At 64.3% G+C, this 16,113-nt stretch carries 19 protein-coding genes; 6 read left to right on the plus strand and 13 right to left on the minus strand.

Translation table 11 applies throughout. The annotated features are described in order from the left end of the window. From menD to OXG30_17010, 3 genes are all read right to left on the minus strand, one after another. Positions 1 to 933, minus strand: a 933-nt coding sequence (menD, locus tag OXG30_17000; GenBank protein ID MCY4136588.1) for a 2-succinyl-5-enolpyruvyl-6-hydroxy-3-cyclohexene-1-carboxylic-acid synthase, incomplete at its 3' end; no start/stop codon positions are given. After that, a complete protein-coding gene (locus tag OXG30_17005; GenBank protein ID MCY4136589.1) occupies positions 930 to 2,054 on the minus strand; it encodes an isochorismate synthase in 1,125 nt (374 codons plus the stop codon). The genes menD and OXG30_17005, both read right to left, overlap by 4 nt. Continuing rightward, a complete protein-coding gene (locus OXG30_17010) occupies positions 2,051 to 2,467 on the minus strand; it encodes a hypothetical protein (protein ID MCY4136590.1) in 417 nt (138 codons plus the stop codon). The genes OXG30_17005 and OXG30_17010 overlap by 4 nt, the downstream gene beginning before the upstream one ends. A 97-nt stretch (positions 2,468 to 2,564) precedes the next feature. Between OXG30_17010 and OXG30_17015 the strand changes: the two genes are divergently transcribed. Continuing rightward, on the plus strand, positions 2,565 to 2,783 hold the full coding sequence (locus tag OXG30_17015; GenBank protein MCY4136591.1) for a ribbon-helix-helix domain-containing protein: 219 nt from the start codon (positions 2,565 to 2,567) through the stop codon (positions 2,781 to 2,783). Further along, complete coding sequence (locus OXG30_17020) at positions 2,780 to 3,175, plus strand: PIN domain-containing protein (GenBank protein ID MCY4136592.1); 396 nt, start codon at positions 2,780 to 2,782, stop codon at positions 3,173 to 3,175. The genes OXG30_17015 and OXG30_17020 overlap by 4 nt, the downstream gene beginning before the upstream one ends. 249 nt (positions 3,176 to 3,424) lie before the next feature. On the opposite strand, the gene OXG30_17025 is transcribed toward OXG30_17020, so the two are convergent. From OXG30_17025 to OXG30_17035, 3 genes are all read right to left on the minus strand, one after another. After that, positions 3,425 to 4,663 carry an ATP-binding protein gene (locus OXG30_17025; protein MCY4136593.1) on the minus strand — a complete coding sequence of 413 codons (1,239 nt, stop codon included), beginning with the start codon at positions 4,661 to 4,663 and terminating at the stop codon, positions 3,425 to 3,427. Between the two features lie 99 nt (positions 4,664 to 4,762). After that, on the minus strand, positions 4,763 to 5,896 hold the full coding sequence (locus OXG30_17030) for an LLM class flavin-dependent oxidoreductase (protein MCY4136594.1): 1,134 nt from the start codon (positions 5,894 to 5,896) through the stop codon (positions 4,763 to 4,765). A gap of 28 nt (positions 5,897 to 5,924) precedes the next feature. Next, positions 5,925 to 6,806: a formylglycine-generating enzyme family protein gene (locus tag OXG30_17035; protein ID MCY4136595.1), complete on the minus strand. Its 882-nt coding sequence runs from the start codon at positions 6,804 to 6,806 to the stop codon at positions 5,925 to 5,927. Positions 6,807 to 6,885: 79 nt separating this feature from the next. Here OXG30_17035 and OXG30_17040 point away from each other — a divergent pair, with 79 nt between their 5' ends. After that, positions 6,886 to 7,617 carry a hypothetical protein gene (locus OXG30_17040; protein MCY4136596.1) on the plus strand — a complete coding sequence of 244 codons (732 nt, stop codon included), beginning with the start codon at positions 6,886 to 6,888 and terminating at the stop codon, positions 7,615 to 7,617. Beyond that, positions 7,593 to 8,603, plus strand: a complete 1,011-nt coding sequence (locus OXG30_17045) for a DUF445 domain-containing protein (GenBank protein MCY4136597.1) — start codon at positions 7,593 to 7,595, stop codon at positions 8,601 to 8,603. The genes OXG30_17040 and OXG30_17045 overlap by 25 nt, the downstream gene beginning before the upstream one ends. Here the strand turns inward: OXG30_17045 and OXG30_17050 are convergent. Then, entirely contained in the window at positions 8,600 to 10,129 is a 1,530-nt protein-coding gene (locus tag OXG30_17050) for an AMP-binding protein (protein ID MCY4136598.1), read from the minus strand. The genes OXG30_17045 and OXG30_17050 overlap by 4 nt on opposite strands. A gap of 17 nt (positions 10,130 to 10,146) precedes the next feature. Between OXG30_17050 and OXG30_17055 the strand changes: the two genes are divergently transcribed. Then, complete coding sequence (locus OXG30_17055; protein MCY4136599.1) at positions 10,147 to 11,061, plus strand: TIGR03619 family F420-dependent LLM class oxidoreductase; 915 nt, start codon at positions 10,147 to 10,149, stop codon at positions 11,059 to 11,061. Between the two features lie 15 nt (positions 11,062 to 11,076). On the opposite strand, the gene OXG30_17060 is transcribed toward OXG30_17055, so the two are convergent. Both OXG30_17060 and OXG30_17065 read right to left on the minus strand, forming a co-directional pair. Further along, positions 11,077 to 12,330, minus strand: coding sequence for a glycerophosphodiester phosphodiesterase family protein (locus tag OXG30_17060; protein ID MCY4136600.1), 1,254 nt, complete (start codon positions 12,328 to 12,330; stop codon positions 11,077 to 11,079). A gap of 31 nt (positions 12,331 to 12,361) precedes the next feature. Beyond that, positions 12,362 to 13,006 carry a histidine phosphatase family protein gene (locus tag OXG30_17065; protein MCY4136601.1) on the minus strand — a complete coding sequence of 215 codons (645 nt, stop codon included), beginning with the start codon at positions 13,004 to 13,006 and terminating at the stop codon, positions 12,362 to 12,364. Between the two features lie 22 nt (positions 13,007 to 13,028). Here OXG30_17065 and OXG30_17070 point away from each other — a divergent pair, with 22 nt between their 5' ends. Continuing rightward, positions 13,029 to 13,403: a carboxymuconolactone decarboxylase family protein gene (locus tag OXG30_17070; GenBank protein ID MCY4136602.1), complete on the plus strand. Its 375-nt coding sequence runs from the start codon at positions 13,029 to 13,031 to the stop codon at positions 13,401 to 13,403. A gap of 13 nt (positions 13,404 to 13,416) precedes the next feature. Here OXG30_17070 and OXG30_17075 read toward each other — a convergent pair whose 3' ends face one another. The 4 genes from OXG30_17075 to OXG30_17090 form a co-directional block, all read right to left on the minus strand. Further along, positions 13,417 to 14,751, minus strand: coding sequence for an N-acetylmuramoyl-L-alanine amidase (locus OXG30_17075; protein MCY4136603.1), 1,335 nt, complete (start codon positions 14,749 to 14,751; stop codon positions 13,417 to 13,419). A 133-nt stretch (positions 14,752 to 14,884) separates the two neighbouring features. Next, entirely contained in the window at positions 14,885 to 15,142 is a 258-nt protein-coding gene (locus OXG30_17080) for a hypothetical protein (protein ID MCY4136604.1), read from the minus strand. Next, positions 15,123 to 15,371 carry a hypothetical protein gene (locus OXG30_17085; GenBank protein ID MCY4136605.1) on the minus strand — a complete coding sequence of 83 codons (249 nt, stop codon included), beginning with the start codon at positions 15,369 to 15,371 and terminating at the stop codon, positions 15,123 to 15,125. The genes OXG30_17080 and OXG30_17085 overlap by 20 nt, the downstream gene beginning before the upstream one ends. 395 nt (positions 15,372 to 15,766) lie before the next feature. Continuing rightward, on the minus strand, positions 15,767 to 16,113 hold a 347-nt coding region (locus OXG30_17090), incomplete at its 5' end, for a hypothetical protein (protein ID MCY4136606.1).

The raw sequence follows: 16,113 nt of genomic DNA on the forward strand, positions 1-16,113 counted from the left end.
CGAAGGATCCTCCCAGCGGCGGCGGGAATCCACCAATAGCCGATCGGTCGCCCCGCACGACGCCACTAAGTCGATAATCGCCCGATTGCTGGGGGGACCGCCGATGCGCACCAGCACGTCGGGGGCCAAGTCGGTGCGTCTCAGCACCCACTCCGCACCATCCAGCACCATTGGCCCCCGGCCCCGGAGCTGCGATCCGGCGTCGGCCACCACCGGCCACCCCGCCGTCTCGGCAAAGGCGACGATGGCTGCGGCACCGGCGTCGTCCACATCCAATGCGCCCGACACGATCAAGCCCCGACGACCGGCCAATTGCCGCACCGCGTCCACATCGGCTTCCACAAGTGTCCGGACCGGGGCAATTGACTGGCCCACGGATGCACCGAATCGGGGAATCGGACCTTGGGGTTCCAGCGGCTTGCGAAACGGCCAATTGAGATGCACCGGCCCCAGATTGGGACCCGCCCCAGCGGCGGTGGCCGCCCGAACGGCCAGTCTGGCGAAATAGTCGGAATCGTCGAGGTCGCAGGGAGTCTCGGCGTACCAGCGGACATGGTCCCCGTAGAGCTTCACCTGATCGATGGTCTGGCCGGCGCCGGCATCTCGCAGCTCCGGGGGTCGGTCGGCGGTGCAAACCACCAGCGGCACCCCGCTGTGATGAGCCTCCACCACTGCCGGGAAGAGATTGGCCGCCGCAGTCCCCGACGTGCACACCACCGCAACTGGGCGACCCGACGCTTTTGCCATCCCCAAGGCGCAGAATCCAGCCACCCGCTCGTCGAGCTGCACGGTGACCCGCAAATCTTCCTGATTGCGGGCGGTCACCGCGAGGGGGGTCGACCGGGACCCGGGCGACACCACCACGTCGGCAATCCCGCAGGCCGCCAGCTCAGCCCAGAACCTGCCGGTGGCCCGGTAGGCCAGGTCGGTCATGTCACCACATCCAGCACAGCCGCGAACTTGACGTCGGTCTCTATGAGTTCCTGTTCGGGGTCGGACCCGGACACGATGCCCGCCCCGGCATATAGGCGCATCCCGTCGGGTCCGATCAACGCCGAGCGCAGCGCCACGTAGAACGAGCCGCAGCCCCGGTGGTCAATCCACCCAACTGGCCCGGCGTACCACCCGCGGTCAAGGCCCTCATGCTCGGCGATCCACTGCTGTGCGAACGTGGTCGGCGTGCCCCCCACTGCCGGTGTGGGGTGCAGAGCACCCGCCAGGCGCAGGGCCATGCCGGGCTCAGGGGCGATCCGGCCAGTAACAGTGGTGGCTAGGTGGTGAATGCCGGGCAGCGTCCTAACCTCGGTATCGCCGGTGGGATCCAACTCCACTCCAGCGAGGGCCAAGCGGGTGCGCAGGTATTCGACTACATAGTGGTGCTCGGCCTGCTCCTTGGGATCGGTGGCCAACCGCTCGGCGATTGCATAGTCGTCGGCCGGTGTGGCCCCTCGAGGAGCGGTGCCGGCCACTGCAAAGGTGGTAACCACATCGCCGTTGAGCTCTGCCAAAACCTCAGGGCTCGCACCCACAAAGCACGACCTCCCTCGGCCAAAACCGAATATCGCACACGACTCGAACCGATCTGACAGCCGGGACAGCACCACCGCGGGGTCAATGCGGCCGACCGCCTCCACCTCTCGAGCGACCACCACCTTGGCCAGCTCTCCGGCATCGATGGCATCAGCGGCCTGCTTCACCGCGTCTCGATAGGTGGCCCGAGTTCCATCTTCAACCCGCAAGGCGCTGTCGCCGTCGGTGTGGCCTGCTCCCTGTGCCGACCCCCGAATAATCCGCTCCGGCACCACCAACCGCCCGCTCGGATATCCGTCCCACGCCCCTGTTCCCGACCGATCAGCGAAACCGAAGCCGGCAAAAGCAACCTCCCCCTCATCCAACAACTCAGCGGCGGCTGCGGCGGCGGCCTCAAAGCGCCAACGACCATCAACTTCGACAGCCCGCGCCGCTCCCAACCCAGCCATGGCGTCGACGCCCGGGGCCCGCCAAAAGACCCGGTCGTCGCCGGACCACGAGGTGAATTCCTCCAGAGGCTTCATTTCACTCGCTCTGCCAGCCGGGCTGCCGCCCTGCTCAGCAGGGTCCGGCGAAAGTGCTCGCCTACCAGCGCCACCACTTGAGGCACCAGCGCCTCAACCAGCGGAGTCAGATTCTCCAGGTCGTTGTTGTCCAAACTTTCGGTGCCCATGGCATCCAAGAACAGATCCACCGCCTCATCCACCACCGCCTCCACGTTGCGGGCGTGGCGAACAGCCAGCGCGGCCAGGTCGGGCACACTCACCCCGACCGCCACGAGGGCGGCACCGGCTTGCAGCATCGTGACCGCGTCTTCTTTGAACCGACCAGAATCGTCGGGAATCACCAATCCAGCATCGATGGCCAGATCCACCTGCTCAGCGGCCAGACCCGATGCCTCGATCATCTCAGCCCGGCTGAGGCCTTCCTGCGCCATCCTTCAAGCGTAAACCCCGCCTCTCCGCGAGCACCCGTGGAGGACCGAATTCCCGATACCCAGCCTGACTCTAAGAAATGTGGTGTATATTGACCTTGTGCGGCGTATACAGCTATATATGGATGACGATCTGGATCACGCCCTCACTGCGGAGGCAGCGCGATCCGGCAGGACCCGATCCGAATTGGTCAGGATGGCCGTGCGCCAGTCCCTAGAGCATGCGCTCTCCGAAAGCCATGACCCAGTCGACGCCCTGATCGGATCTGTTGACATCGATCCCATCGACGACATCGACGCTGCCATTTATCTCCAGTGAGATTCGCTGACACTTCATTTTGGGTTGGCCTGCTGCTTCCCCGAGACCGGCGGCACCCCGATGCCACCGCCTTGTGGACCAGGGATAACGAGCCTGTTCGCACTTCCAATCTGGTGCTCGGCGAGACGTGGACCTTGCTCAGGTACCGAGCCGACCACGGGGCGGCTGTTCGATTTCTAGACACCATTGACCAGTCGGGCCGTGTTTCCCGAGCCCCGGTGGATGCCCACATCGACGAGCGAGCCTGGGAATGGCTGCGCCGACACGACGAGCGGGCCTACTCCTATGTGGATGCGGTCAGCTTCGAAATCATGCGACGGGAGCGAATAACGGAGGCCCTGGCATTCGACGGCGACTTCACCGCCGCCGGATTCGTCGAAGTCCGCCCCTGAGACAGCGGCGCTGTCATGCACTGAATGGTCTCCTGATTCATGTCCAGCCGAAGGAGCAGAAGCGCAAATCATGCACGACAGCAGTCTCCGCTAAGTGAGCTAGCCATATATGCTTACAGTCTTGCGGAATGAGTATTCCTTTCCGCTCTCATCTTGGGCATTTACAGTTACAATAAAATTGGGTTTTTTTAAACCAAAAGAAGTACTTGCCGACAATGAAGCATCCGGAATGGCTAGCCGGTTTACACGTCAGATCCCCGGTAAGGGAGCTTCGGGGACGCGCACTGCGCTAGCTGCGATTGATCGGCGTAACCAGGGTCCAATAGCCGGGTGTGCCAGCTTCAATCTGCCTCGACTCCCAGGACTTGCCATCCCCGACAGGAGCAGGCGCCTGCGATATGCGCTAGCGCTGGACTTGCCAATGCCAGCCTCTTCGCATATCGCAGCGACCCGTGGCGAATCATCTCCCTCAGCAAGAACGGCCAAGGCTGCCAGGAAGCGCTTGTCGGTGTCCGACAGGCTCTCCCATGTCGGGGCAAACAAGTGATCTTCTAGCGACTCTGTAGCCCCGGCGACAGCTCCTTTTGCGTGGTTGCTGGCGATTGGGTTGTTCGCACCCCCCGCAGCGCGCCACATCCTGTCTCCCACCAACTGAAGCATGTACGGATGGCCAGCCACAGCGGAGGTGGCAATGTCCAAGGCGTCTTCACCTATGAGGCCCCCGTGCATTTCAATTGGCTCTCGAAGTCCGCGCCTTGTCTCGGGTTCAGACAAGTTGTCCACCCTGTGGACAGCAAGGCGTTGCAGAAATGTCGATTTCCGGTCGGCCAGCAGGGTTTCGGTGATATAGGGCAGTGCCGCTCCCACAAATACCAGCGCCTGTCGTTCCCGCTTGGCGATGTGCTGAATGTACGAGCCTAGCTGTCGAGCTTTGGCCAGTGGGATCGCATGCATCTCGTCCATGGTGAGCAGCACACGGACACCAATTCGGGCAGCCGCGCCCGCAAGCTCCCCTAGATCGCGCCGAAGGTCATCGCCATATCCCGTTCGCCTCAGATCGGCCTCCTCGTCGAACGAGACACCGGCCGTCAAGCCTGCTGCTCCTACGCTCATGCCAGACACCTGTCGCTTGGCGGGTTCACCGTGAGTTTGCGCCCAGTAGTCGTGTGCTCGAAGGACTGCCTTGTGCGTTTCCGCAATCGGATCGCCGTCGGTACCTGAGACTGACAGAACTAGCCAGCCCCGCTCCTCTTGGGCCGCGTCCTCAATCTCGTTCAACACGACCGTCTTGCCCAAACCCCGGGGAGCCAGCAACACATTTGCCCCTCCCTCGCTTGCGGGATCTCCAGCCAGCAGAGCGCACACGTCGCGGATCAGCTCATCCCTCCCCACCAAACACGGCGGCGTGCTCCCGAACCCTGGAGTGAACGGCTGTGAATCCGGGACATCCCCCTCGTCGGGAAAATAGCGGGGTCGTTCTCCCTCCACCCCCCCAACCTACCTCAATGCTTCACTATTTTCTTTTTCTTCCCTGTTGTCACTTTCTTCACTATTTTCTTTTTCTTCCTCAATGTCCCGAAAGTGACCTCAGGAGGTTTTGGGGGTGGGGGTGTAGTTCTCGAGTTCGGGGATGATCTCTTTGCCCAGCAGCTCGATGGTGCGCATGATCGACTCGTGGGAGTGGTAGCCGAACTGCACGTAGCAGATGAGCTGATCGACGCCGAGGTCGGCGTAGTGCTTCATCTTCTCGTAGCAGGTGTCCACGTCGCCCACCACGATCATGTCGGCCTCGTCGAAGTGGTGGATGAGATCGTCGATCCCCTCCTCCATGAGCGGCTTGAGCAGCGGGAACGTTGCGTCCCGCTCCTCCTGTGACAGCTCGGGCAGCTCCCAGTCCAGCGTGAACTGGGCCAGGTTGGTGTACCACCACTCCACTGAGCGCCATACGTCGTTGTCCAGCACCTGCTGGGGGGTGTCGGCGCAGTGCACCAGGGTGTAGGCCGCAGTGGCGTTGGTGGTCACGTCGGTGATGGGCTCGGGGTTCTCGGCCGCGGCCCGGTAATTGCGGATGTGGCGGGCCATGGCCTCCAGCGGCTGCATGATGGAGAACGACAGCATGCCCATGCCTGCTTTGCCGGCCACTGCGGCGGAGTTCTCCGAGGCGCACGCCATCCACGCCGGGGGGTGGGGGTACTGCATCGGCTTGGGGGTGACCATGCGCTTGGGGAACTTGAACCGGGGCGAGTCGTACTCGAAGTACTCCTCCCGCCACATGCCGCAGACGATCTCGATGGCCTCCTGCCAGTCGTCCCGGGAGCGTTCCCGGTCGACCCCGAAGGCGATCTGCTCCATGGGGGTGGACCGGCCGGTGCCCCACACCGCCCGACCGTTGGACAAGATGTCGACGGTGGCCACCTTCTCGGCGATCCGCTGGGGCGGAATGAATCCGAACGGCGTGAGGGTCACGCCGAAGCCCATCTTGATGTTCTCGGTCACCATCGACAGGGCACCGAGCAGTACCTCGGATGCCGGGCAGTGCGAGCGCCCCTCCCGGAAGTGGTGCTCCACCGCCCAAATGGTGTTGAACCCGAAGGTGTCGGCCAGTTTGATCTGCTCAACGGCGTCCTTGTATGCCTTCTGCTCCCGCTCCCGCTGGCCCCAGGGATGGGGCTTTCCCCAAGGTTTGGGCGCATCCACTTCGTACAGCAAGTCCAACTTCATGGCGGTGACGTTACCGATCGGTCCAAGATCAGCGCATCTTGGAGCCGGCGCCCGGGCCGACCTCGGTCCCCGCATTGGCGGCCAGTCGGAACCCCATGTGCCCGGTGGTGGACGACGGCTCGTTGGCGTGGCGGGCGGCCACCCGGTACCGATTGCAGTAGGAGTCGTGGCAGAGGTACGAACCGCCCCGAATGGACCTCGCCCGGCCTTGGGGCGGCCCCAGCGGATCGACCAAGGGCCGCTCAGAGGGGAACCGGTTGTCGAACCAGTCGGCGCACCACTCCCACACGTTGCCCGAGCAGTTGTAGAGCCCGTACCCGTTGGGCTCGTACTGGTTCACCGGGGCGGTGCCCACGAAGCCGTCCTCGGCGGTGTTGTGGCTGGGAAATTCCCCCTCCCAGATGTTCAGTCGGGGCTCCCCGTCGGGGCTCATTTCGTCGCCCCACGGCAACCGGGCTTGCACCAGCCCGCCCCGAGCGGCGTGCTCCCACTCGGCCTCGGTGGGCAACCGGGCGCCGTACCAGGCCGCGCAGGCCGCGGCGTCGAACCACGACACGTGGACCACGGGGTGGTTGCCCCGTTCCTCCACCGACGACTTCGGTCCCTCGGGATGAGACCAGCGGGCCCCTTCCACTTGACGCCACCACTCAGCACCAACCACTCCTCGGGTGGGCTGAAAGTCGTCGGGCAACAGCCCGCCGAACACGAACGACCACCCCTCCCGCTCAGCAACGGTTACATACCCGGTGGCCTCGACAAAGGCCGCGAATTCGTCGTTGGTCACGGCGGTGGCTGCGATCTGGTACGGGCTCAGCACCACCTCCCGCACCGGCCCCTCGCCGTCGCCCTCAAACCACACCTCCTCGGTGCCCATAAGAAACGACCCGCCCTCCAGCGACACGAAATCCATCAAGCAGCCCAATCAGCTTCCGACGATGGCGGAACCGGCCAACAAAAGGAAATCCACCCCAGCGTCATAGCATGAATCCATGGAGACAACCGGAATCATCTTTGCCGGTCTCGACTGCGACGCCGACGCCATCGAGGACTGGAACCGCTGGTACGACCTCGAGCACCTGCCCCCCAACATCGCTTTGACGGATGTGATGCACGGCCGCCGCTACGTGGCCCCGCCCAGCCACCAGGAGCTTCGGCCCGACGGCTGCGATGAGGCGTTCTCCGACGGGCGCAGCGCCTTTCTCACCATCTATTGGCTGTGCGGCGACGTTGACGGCGTGATGGCCACCATGACCGACTACCGGGAGGTGCTGGTGGAAGCCGACCGGATGTTCCCCGACGAGAAGAAGATCGTGCGACTGGGCGATGCCCTCGCCCTCGACTGGGCAGTGGCCGACCCCGCACTGAAGGCCGATCCCGGCGACATCCCCCACATCTCCCACACCGATATTCATGTGGTGCTGCGCCGGGGTCTGGGCGATCAACATTGGCACCACGCCATCTACGCCCCCGGGGCGGTGGCGGTAGAGGGCGTGCATGCGGTGGTGTCGTTCACCTCCCGATTTGCCCCCGACACCGCCATCGACCTGCACATGATCGAGGGCGACCCCGCCGAGGTGGTCCCCGCGCTGCGGGCCGCCACCCCCTCCCGGCCCGCGACTACCGACGTCGGCATGGACGGGCCGTTTCAGCTCATCGAGCCGCTGCGCTACCCGTGGGCCGAGCAGATCCGCGGGTCATGGATGCCCCAAACGGTCGCCTGAGCGACCCGGCGTCGCTGCGCCGGGCCAAGCGGCGGGCTACCGGCCTGCTGTTGGCTGCTGCCGCCCTGTTTGTGGTGATGCAAGTGCTCACCGATGGCGATGGCTGGGCTGGCTATGTGGAGGCGGCTGCCGAGGCAGCAATGATCGGCGGTTTGGCCGACTGGTTCGCGGTGACCGCCCTGTTCAAACACCCGCTGGGGATTCCCATCCCCCACACCGCCATCATCCCCCGGCGCAAAGATGCGATCGGCGCCAGCCTGGGCGAGTTCGTGCAGGACAACTTCTTCGACCCTGACGATCTGGCTCATTGGGTGGCCGATCGGGCCCCCGCCGAGGCTCTGGGGAGATGGCTGGCCACCGAGGGGGATGCCGGGCTGGTGTCGGGCCCCGCATTGGGCCGGCTGTTGGAGTCGATGGTGGGTGGCGGGCACCACCGTTCAATGGTGGATGCCGCCGTGGAGCGGGCCGACCGCTTCTTGGTGGACAACTACGAGGTGCTGCGAGACCGCATCGTGGAAGAAGCCCCCGTCTACACCCCCAAAGTACTCGACCACCACATCTTCACCCGCCTCCATAGGGGGGTGCGGGGAGTGCTGGCCGACATGGCCGACGATCCCAACCACGAGCTACGCCTGCGCATAGATGCCGGCCTGAGAAGCTACGCCCAGCGCCTTCAAACCAACCAGCGGTTGGCAACCCGGGTGGAGGCGATTCTGGCCCGGGCCGGTGAGTCATTGCAGAGCGACTCCACCTTCCAGAACCGGGTCGACGGGTGGCTGGTTTCCGCAGTGGGATTGCTGGCCCGCCATGCCCAAGCCGAGGTGGCCAACGTGATCGGCAGCACGGTGGCCCGCTGGGATGCCGACGACACCAGCGAACGCATCGAGCGCCGAGTCGGCCGCGATCTCCAATTCATCCGCATCAACGGCACCCTTATAGGCGCTCTGGCCGGCCTCGCCATCCACGGGGTGGGCCAGCTGCTCTAGTCGCTGAATTGGGCCCGGAGCTCGTGCTTCAGAACCTTGCCGGTGGCGTTCCGAGGCAGCGACTCAACGACTTCGATCTGCTCGGGGATCTTCTGGGGCATGATCCCCGCCTCCCGGAAATAGTCGCCAACCTCGGCCAGGGTCAGCCCCTCGGCACCAGTTGCCATCTCCACCACAGCGCAAACCCGCTCGCCCCGCTCCTCGTCAGGCAGCCCGATCACCCCGGTGTCAAGCACCTTCGGGTGGGCGAACAGCAGGTCTTCGATTTCGGTGGCCGAGATGTTCTCCCCCTTGCGGATGATGATGTCCTTCACCCGCCCGGTGAGAGTCACATACCCCTCAGCATCGAGAAACCCCACGTCGCCAGTGTGGAACCAGTCCCCGTCGAACGCAGACGCAGTCAAGACGTCGTCCATGTACCCCCGGCACACCATGGGCCCCCGGATCCACAGCTCCCCTTCCACACCAGCTTCAGCCGGTTCGCCGTCGAAGCCCACCACCTTGATCTCCGCGCCCGCCAGCGGCCGGCCCTCCGTCTCGGCCAGTTTCTCGTCGACATCGTCAGGGGTGTTCTGGGCGATGATCGGTGCCTCAGTCATCCCCCAGGCGTGGCCGCACCCCCGCCCGCCGATCTCGGTCTGTACCTCATAGTGCTGAGATGCCGGCATCGGCGCCCCGCCGCCGGAGAAGAGCCGGAGCCGGGGCAGGATCGACTGGCCGGGCTGCTTGCGCTGCTCAGCCACAAAGGCCATGAAGAAGGCCGGACCCCCGCCCACCAGGGTGACGTCGTGGCGAGCGAATAGCGCGGTGGTCTCGGTGGGATCGAACGCTTCGGCAATCACCAGGGTGCAGCCCGAGCCCAACGACACCGACAGGTTTGACACCCCGCCGATGTGGGCGAACGGGAAGGCCAGTCCGAACTTGTCGTCGGCGGTCACGTGCTGGCGCTCCACCATGGCGATGCCCGACGCCATCACCGACGTGTCGCAGTGGCGGGCACCTTTGGGATCAGACGTGGTGCCCGACGTGTAGTACACCCACCGAATTCCCTCGGGATCCTCAGGGGCAGGAATGTCGTCCAACACTGATGGATCGCTCTCCGGCAATTCCCCGTCGCCTACCACCACATCCAGCCCCTCGACCTCAGCGGCGATCCCCTCCGCCATGGCCTGGTAGTCGAACCCCCGCCACACCGACGGCACCAAGAAAAGCCGCGCCCCAGTCTGGCGAACGCAGAAACCCACCTCCCGCTCCCGATACACCGGGATGATCGGATTCTGCACTGCTCCCAACCGAGCCAACGCCGCCTGCAACACCAAAGTGGACGGCCAAGTGGGCAACTGCCAAGAAACCGACACCCCCGGCCCCGCTCCCAACTCAACCAAGCCCGCGGCCGCCCGCAGCGCCGCATCCCGATACTCGGCAAACGTGAGCATCTGATCCCGATCATCAATGATCATCAGAGCATCCGGCGTCAGCTCCGCCCGCCGCTCCACCATCCCCCAAAACGTCCCGCCCTCGAGCATCCGACAACAATATGGCTATGCCAACCCTCTCCGTCACACTGCCGTCGTTCGGCCCCATCTTCCGAGACAACAACTTTCACCAGATCGCCGACCTCGCCCAGATGGCCGAACAAGCCGGAGTCGACCGCATCATGCTCACCGATCACGTGGTCATGGGCCAGCACACCGACAAGTATCCATACGGTCCCTTCCCGTTCCCACCCGAAACCGCATGGCTGGAGCCGCTGGCCTCCATCGCTCACATGGCCGCCGTCACCCAGCAAGTGAGATTCAGCACCAAGATCCTGATCGCCCCCCTTCGTCCCGCCGCCGTGCTGGCCAAGACCCTGGCCACCATGGACGTGCTCTCCCAAGGCCGCCTGGAAATAGGCGTGGGCACCGGCTGGCAGCGGGAGGAGTACGAAGCGGCCGGCGTTCCCTGGAACCAGCGGGGTCAGCGTCTCACTGACTCCATTGCCGCCTGCAAGGCGCTGTGGCGGGACTCTCCGGCCTCGTTTCACTCTGCCACCGTCAACTTCGACGACATCTGGTGCGAACCCAAACCGGCCCAGCCTGACGGCATCCCCGTCTGGGTGGCTGGTGCGCTCCACCCCAACAACTTGGCCCGCATCGTCGAACACGCCGACGGCTGGATACCGCCCCCCTACGGCACTATCGAAGAAGTGGCCGATGGGGTGGAATGGCTACGGAAAGCTCTCGGCGCCGCCGGCCGTAGCACTGACGGCTTCGGCGTTCAGGGCGACATCGACGCGGTGCCCGGCGGCGACGGCCGCCCCTCCATCAAGGCCAGCATGGGTGCGGCCACTGAGTGGGCAGAGGCGGGCGCAACCACCATCAATGTGGTGATGTCGTTGTTCTGCTGGCGCATGGACCGAGCCCAGGCCTGGTTCGACGACCTGGCCCAGAGCTGGGCTGAACTCGATCTGGGCTGATCCAGCCCAATCAGATCAGGGGATGTCGCCGTCGGCTCGGAAGCGCTCGACTGCTTCGGCGGGCCGGCCCGCGATCACCCCGTCCACCGGTAGATCAATGAGCTCGGCGTAGTAATCGGGGTCTTCCTGCCAGTCCTCGTTGGGCCACACCCACACCGCCAATCCTTCGTCGGCGGCTTTGCCCAGCAGGTCGGGAGTGAGCACGTCAAGGCCGCTGAAGGTGGGCGGCACTTGCAAGATGAGGTCGTTGGGGTGCAGCGGGACCGATGCGAATGCCCACGTCGGCAAGGCATCCTGACCAGGGCTGGTAACGACTTCAGGTGCCAATTCCCGGAATCCGACCAGCGCCTCGTCGCGGAACGACACCACCACCACCGAGTCGGTGCGATCTAACTCCTCGATCTCCGCAGCCAGCACTACCGCCATCTCAAGGATGAAGTCGATGTCGTCCTCGCCGTCGTCGCCTGCGGGAGTCTTGATCTCCACGTCCAGCACATGCTCTGGAAACGCCAGCGCCACCGCCCGGAATGTCTCCACCCGGAAGTCATCGGGGCCGTACCCCTCGGGAGGAGCGACATCACCAGAGCGAATGCCCCGATAGGGGTAGGCGTCAGGAGCTAGGTCGTGGCTCGGCCACTCCTCCGACCACCAGTAGGCGTTGTCGAGCGCCTGAAGCTCTTCGTAGGTCATGTCCCGCACTCGTCCGGTGGCATTGGTGGTCCGGTCGACGGTGTCGTCGTGATGCACCACCAGCACTCGGTCGGCGGTCATCTGCAAGTCCATTTCCAATACGTCGACCCCGGCATAAGCCGCCTGAGAGAAGGCGTACATGGTGGAGTGGGGCCACGAGCGGTCGCCCCCCGCGTGGCCGATGACCAACGGCCGACCCAGCGCCAACAACTCGCGCACCGTGCTGGCCGCCGGAGTCGGGACCGGGGGAAGAACTGCCCCGGCTGGCTCCGGTGTGCTTGTCGGCGGCGGCGCGGTAGGGGTGGCAACGGGTGTTTGTTCGGCTGGCTCCGGCTCCGCCAAATTCTCCTCAGCGGCCACCGGGGTTGCGGCTTGCGTCGGGGTGGGAACAGCGGTGGGAGCTTCGGTGGGAGAGGCGGTTGGAGTTGCGGCAGGAGCCGACGATGCGGTGGCTTGCTCGACGCTCGGAGCACTGCCATCTGAATCGCCACACGCCGCCAGCAGCGCGGCAAGCATGACCAGCGTCGACAAGAAGGCGACCTGCAGCAGCGATTCCGTCTTCCTCAGCAATCGATGCACGCCAGAAATTCTAATGCCCAAACGCAGGCCGCTAGTACTGAGGGGCGACCACGATCCCGTCGCGCATGTGTCCGGTGACCTCGGTGCGGGTGGCGCAGCAATGGCCGGTTTCGTTCATGCTCATCAGCATCCGGCGATTGTCGTCGATCCACACTCGGCAGATGCCGGAATAGGAAACCTGGAGATGAATCCGCTCCGACGCCATCACTAGTTCGGACACCACCCGGTTGACCACGCCACCGTGGCAGGCCACCGCGATGTGCTGCCCAGGTCGGGCCTCACACAACCGCTCGAAGGCGGCCATCACCCGCTTGTGGAATTCCTCGGGAGTGTCCCAGCCGATTGCGGCGTAGTCCTGAGCTCGAATGGCCTCGTAGTACTCGCCGCCCTCGGACGCCAGCAGCTCGGTGGGCAAGTACACCTTGGAGTTGCGGTCGATCTCGGTGAAGTCCTCTTCCAGCTCGATGTCCATGCCCAAACGGGCGGCCAGCGGCTCGATGGTCTCGATGGCCCGGCGCTTGGTGCTGGAGATGATGTGGTCGAAAGGCTCGTGCTCTAACCAGTCGGCCAGCCGCTCCGCCTGCCATTTGCCCAACTCGCTCAAACCGGGATCGGCAATTTTGTCGATATTCCGCTCTCGCTCGGGCTGGCCGTGGCGGATGAAGGCGATCTGCACGTCAATACCCTACGCTGCGCAGATGGACAAAAAAGAAGCAGATCGTGTCGCCTGGAACAACATCATGCTGGCCGATCCCCCCGACAGCGACGACCTGTACCTCCGGTTCACCAAGCGGGTGTTCAGCGACGTGTGGAGCCGCCCTGCGCTGGGAACGCGGGAACGGCGCCTGGTCACGCTGACTGCCATCGCCGCCACCGGCAACGGCCCCATCCTGCCCCACCACTTGAAGCCAGCCTTGGAGTCGGGCGACCTCACCACCAACGAACTGGCCGAATGGGTGGTGCATCTGGCCCACTACGCCGGCTGGCCGGCCAGTGCTCAGGCCTATACCGCCCTGCGGATGGCCGCCGCCGAACTCGGCATAGAGTTCGAAGACGACGACTGGCGGAACTAGTCGCCAGCCAGCCCTACTCCAACGCCACCTCGTTGCAGGAAGAGGGTGCCCGCGCCGGGTCGAAAACCCGTGGTCGCCGGTTTGGCTCTGTTCCCGAGCGGTCGGTGTTCAGATAGGCCTCTATGGCATTGGCGGTGGCTTTGGCCGCCACGCGAATGTACTCGTCGGTAGCGAACAAGGCGGCCTCGGAGCGGTTGGTCAGGTAGCCGTACTCGACGAGGACCGCGGGAACATTGGGCCGTCTGATCATCCCGTAGGCGTCGCTACCCCTGGGCAACAAAACCCGCAACACCCCTGCATCGGCCACCCGGCTCCACGCCACGTTGTCGAAGCCTGACAATGCGTTGGTGATCTCTTGATAGAGGAGCCCGCCGAGGCGAGCGGAATCGGTGCGAGCCTGTTGAGCCGACACCGACTGCACGTACACCTCGGTGCCCGGCTGGTTCCCGGTGCGGTAGGTGGGCCCGTTGTGGTGGATCGACACCAGAGCTTCTGCTCCCAGGGCACCGGCAAAGGCGGCTCGAACCGACAACAACGACCCGTAATGACCATTCCGGGTGGAAGCGGCCGGAATGCCCCGACTCGATAACTCGTTCAGCACCGCATGGCTGAGGGTCAGGTTCAAGTCGCGCTCGGCCAAGCCGTTGGGTCCCACTGCCCCGACGTCATATGAGCCTCCATGACCGGGATCTATCACCACTCGCACCCCCTGGAGGGGCAGACCAGCACGAACCGTCGAAATCGAGCCGCACGGTGTCGCCACCACAAATCTCCCCTCATTCACCCCCACTACGGCAACCGAGACCCCACTTGGCGTGATCAGCCCCGGCGGAGGATCGCCCTCGAGGTCGTCGGGCCGCACCAGTCGTCGAGGGTGAACGACCGAGTCTGCTCCGAATGGGGCCTGGCCGGGGCAGCCTTCGGAAGTGACGTGAGTGTCGATTTCGAAGTCGAATCGGCAGCGGTAGGTGTTGAGCAGCGCCTCCTGCACGGCGATCAGCTCGTCTCGAACGGCAATGTCTTCGGAAGTGGGAATCCCCACAAACTCCCCCGGTCGGGAAAACCCCTGGGTGGGATAGCCATTGGTGCAACCGCCGGGAACAGCCCCAATGTCGACGCCGAATCGGCATCGATAGACATTCAACAGCGTTTCCTGGGCGGCAATCAGGTTGTCGCGTTCCGCGATGTCTTCGCTGGTGAACCCGCCACTAGAGGCATTCTGTGCGCTCGCAACCGAAGCGCAGAACGCCAGCACCAGCAGACTCGCTGCCGCTGTCCGACAGAATTGGGACAAAACCCGAGCGAATCGTCCAGCAACGATCACCACGAAAACGTACCAACCGGTCACCCGTCACCTCCCCACCCTTCCTTTTAGGCTGCCGTTCGCGCACTTCGTCGGCTTGCCGTGATCGGTGGTGCCCGCGCACCTGCCGCTCTTGAGGCTACCGTTCGCGCACAGCACCGCCGGGGGTGGGCTGTGCTCAAACTTGGGAGCGTCGGCGGCGGGCGGCGTCGAGCGTGGCCGTCACTGGCACTCTGACCACCCAGCGCTGGAGTGAGCCTACGCTCAGACCGATGTGCGCGGCGGCGGGGTGGTAGCCCACAGCCGCCACCAAGTCGGCCAAAGCCTCCCGCACCTCACCGGCGACAGCCGCAAGCTCTTCGCACTTCGCCACAGCGACGGCCACCGCCTCGGCCTGTTCCGGGCTCAGCAGCCCGTCAGCGGTCGAAGTACCCAACGTGCTCGCTTTTGAGAGCGGGAAACCACTCGCCCAGCCGCTTACCTAATCTGCAGGCCCAAAAGACCGCCACAAAGCCGCACGCCAAAGCGCCAGCAGCCGCGATGAGAAAACCTAAACCGTCCAACATAGTGAGGGTCAAGAGACCCACGAAGGTGCCAGCTATGGAGCCCAGATAATCGTACCATGGCAATTTCTTGCGGTTCTTGCCGATATTCAGCTTCACCACAGCTTCACAATACTCATTCGCCTATGCCCCTGCGAGGCCGCCACAGCTCCGGGGATCGAACTGGAGGCCCCGGAGCTGATCGACGTGATCGAGTTGGCCACTAGCTCGGCCACCCGCTCCGGGGATCGAGTTCACCACGGCCACCGGACCGAGCCAGGGAGATCCAGCCAGCAGCCACCAGGTGCCCACCAAAGACCTGAGATCGAGCCGGCGGCCACCAGGTGGCCACCTCCGCCTTGTGGGGTATCTCCACCCAAGGCCCAAAAGTGTCGGTGACGTAGCTGATAACGGCGCGCACCTTTACCGTGTAATCGCCGGTCCCGCACGACGGCAGCCCCGGCACGCTACCTCCGGTCCCACCAGCCGCGAACGCAGATATATATATGACCGGCCCATCAGCGGTCAAAGTACCCAACGTGCTCGCTTCTAAGAGCGGAAAACCGCTCGCCCAGCCGCTTGCCCAATTCGTAGACCAAAAAAAGCGCCACAAAGCCGCACGCCAAAGCGCCAGCAACCGCGATGAGAATACCTAAACCGCCCAACAAACGAGCGAGCAGGATGCTCACGAATCCGCCGACCATGGTGCTCAGGTACTCGTACCACGGCAATTTCCGATGATTCCTGCCAATATTCAGCTTCACCACAGCCTCACAATACTCATTCGCGGGTCTGTCAGACGCTCCCTTGGGGTCTGTCAGGAATTTTGTGTATCGGGCGTGATCTGAGGGTCCGCGGCCGGGTG

It is taken from the genome of bacterium (assembly GCA_026708015.1).
Classification (GTDB): domain Bacteria; phylum Actinomycetota; class Acidimicrobiia; order Acidimicrobiales; family Bin134; genus Poriferisocius.

Bases quoted from the DNA above. Each gene is read 5' to 3' on its own strand.
- OXG30_17005 (MCY4136589.1), bottom strand. From the start codon at position 2,054: ATGAAGCCTCTGGAGGAATTCACCTCGTGGTCCGGCGACGACCGGGTC.
- OXG30_17010 (MCY4136590.1), bottom strand. From the start codon at position 2,467: ATGGCGCAGGAAGGCCTCAGCCGGGCTGAGATGATCGAGGCATCGGGT.
- OXG30_17030 (MCY4136594.1), bottom strand. From the start codon at position 5,896: ATGAAGTTGGACTTGCTGTACGAAGTGGATGCGCCCAAACCTTGGGGA.
- OXG30_17035 (MCY4136595.1), bottom strand. From the start codon at position 6,806: ATGGATTTCGTGTCGCTGGAGGGCGGGTCGTTTCTTATGGGCACCGAG.
- OXG30_17040 (MCY4136596.1), top strand. From the start codon at position 6,886: ATGGAGACAACCGGAATCATCTTTGCCGGTCTCGACTGCGACGCCGAC.
- OXG30_17045 (MCY4136597.1), top strand. From the start codon at position 7,593: ATGGATGCCCCAAACGGTCGCCTGAGCGACCCGGCGTCGCTGCGCCGG.
- OXG30_17050 (MCY4136598.1), bottom strand. From the start codon at position 10,129: ATGCTCGAGGGCGGGACGTTTTGGGGGATGGTGGAGCGGCGGGCGGAG.
- OXG30_17055 (MCY4136599.1), top strand. From the start codon at position 10,147: ATGCCAACCCTCTCCGTCACACTGCCGTCGTTCGGCCCCATCTTCCGA.
- OXG30_17070 (MCY4136602.1), top strand. From the start codon at position 13,029: ATGGACAAAAAAGAAGCAGATCGTGTCGCCTGGAACAACATCATGCTG.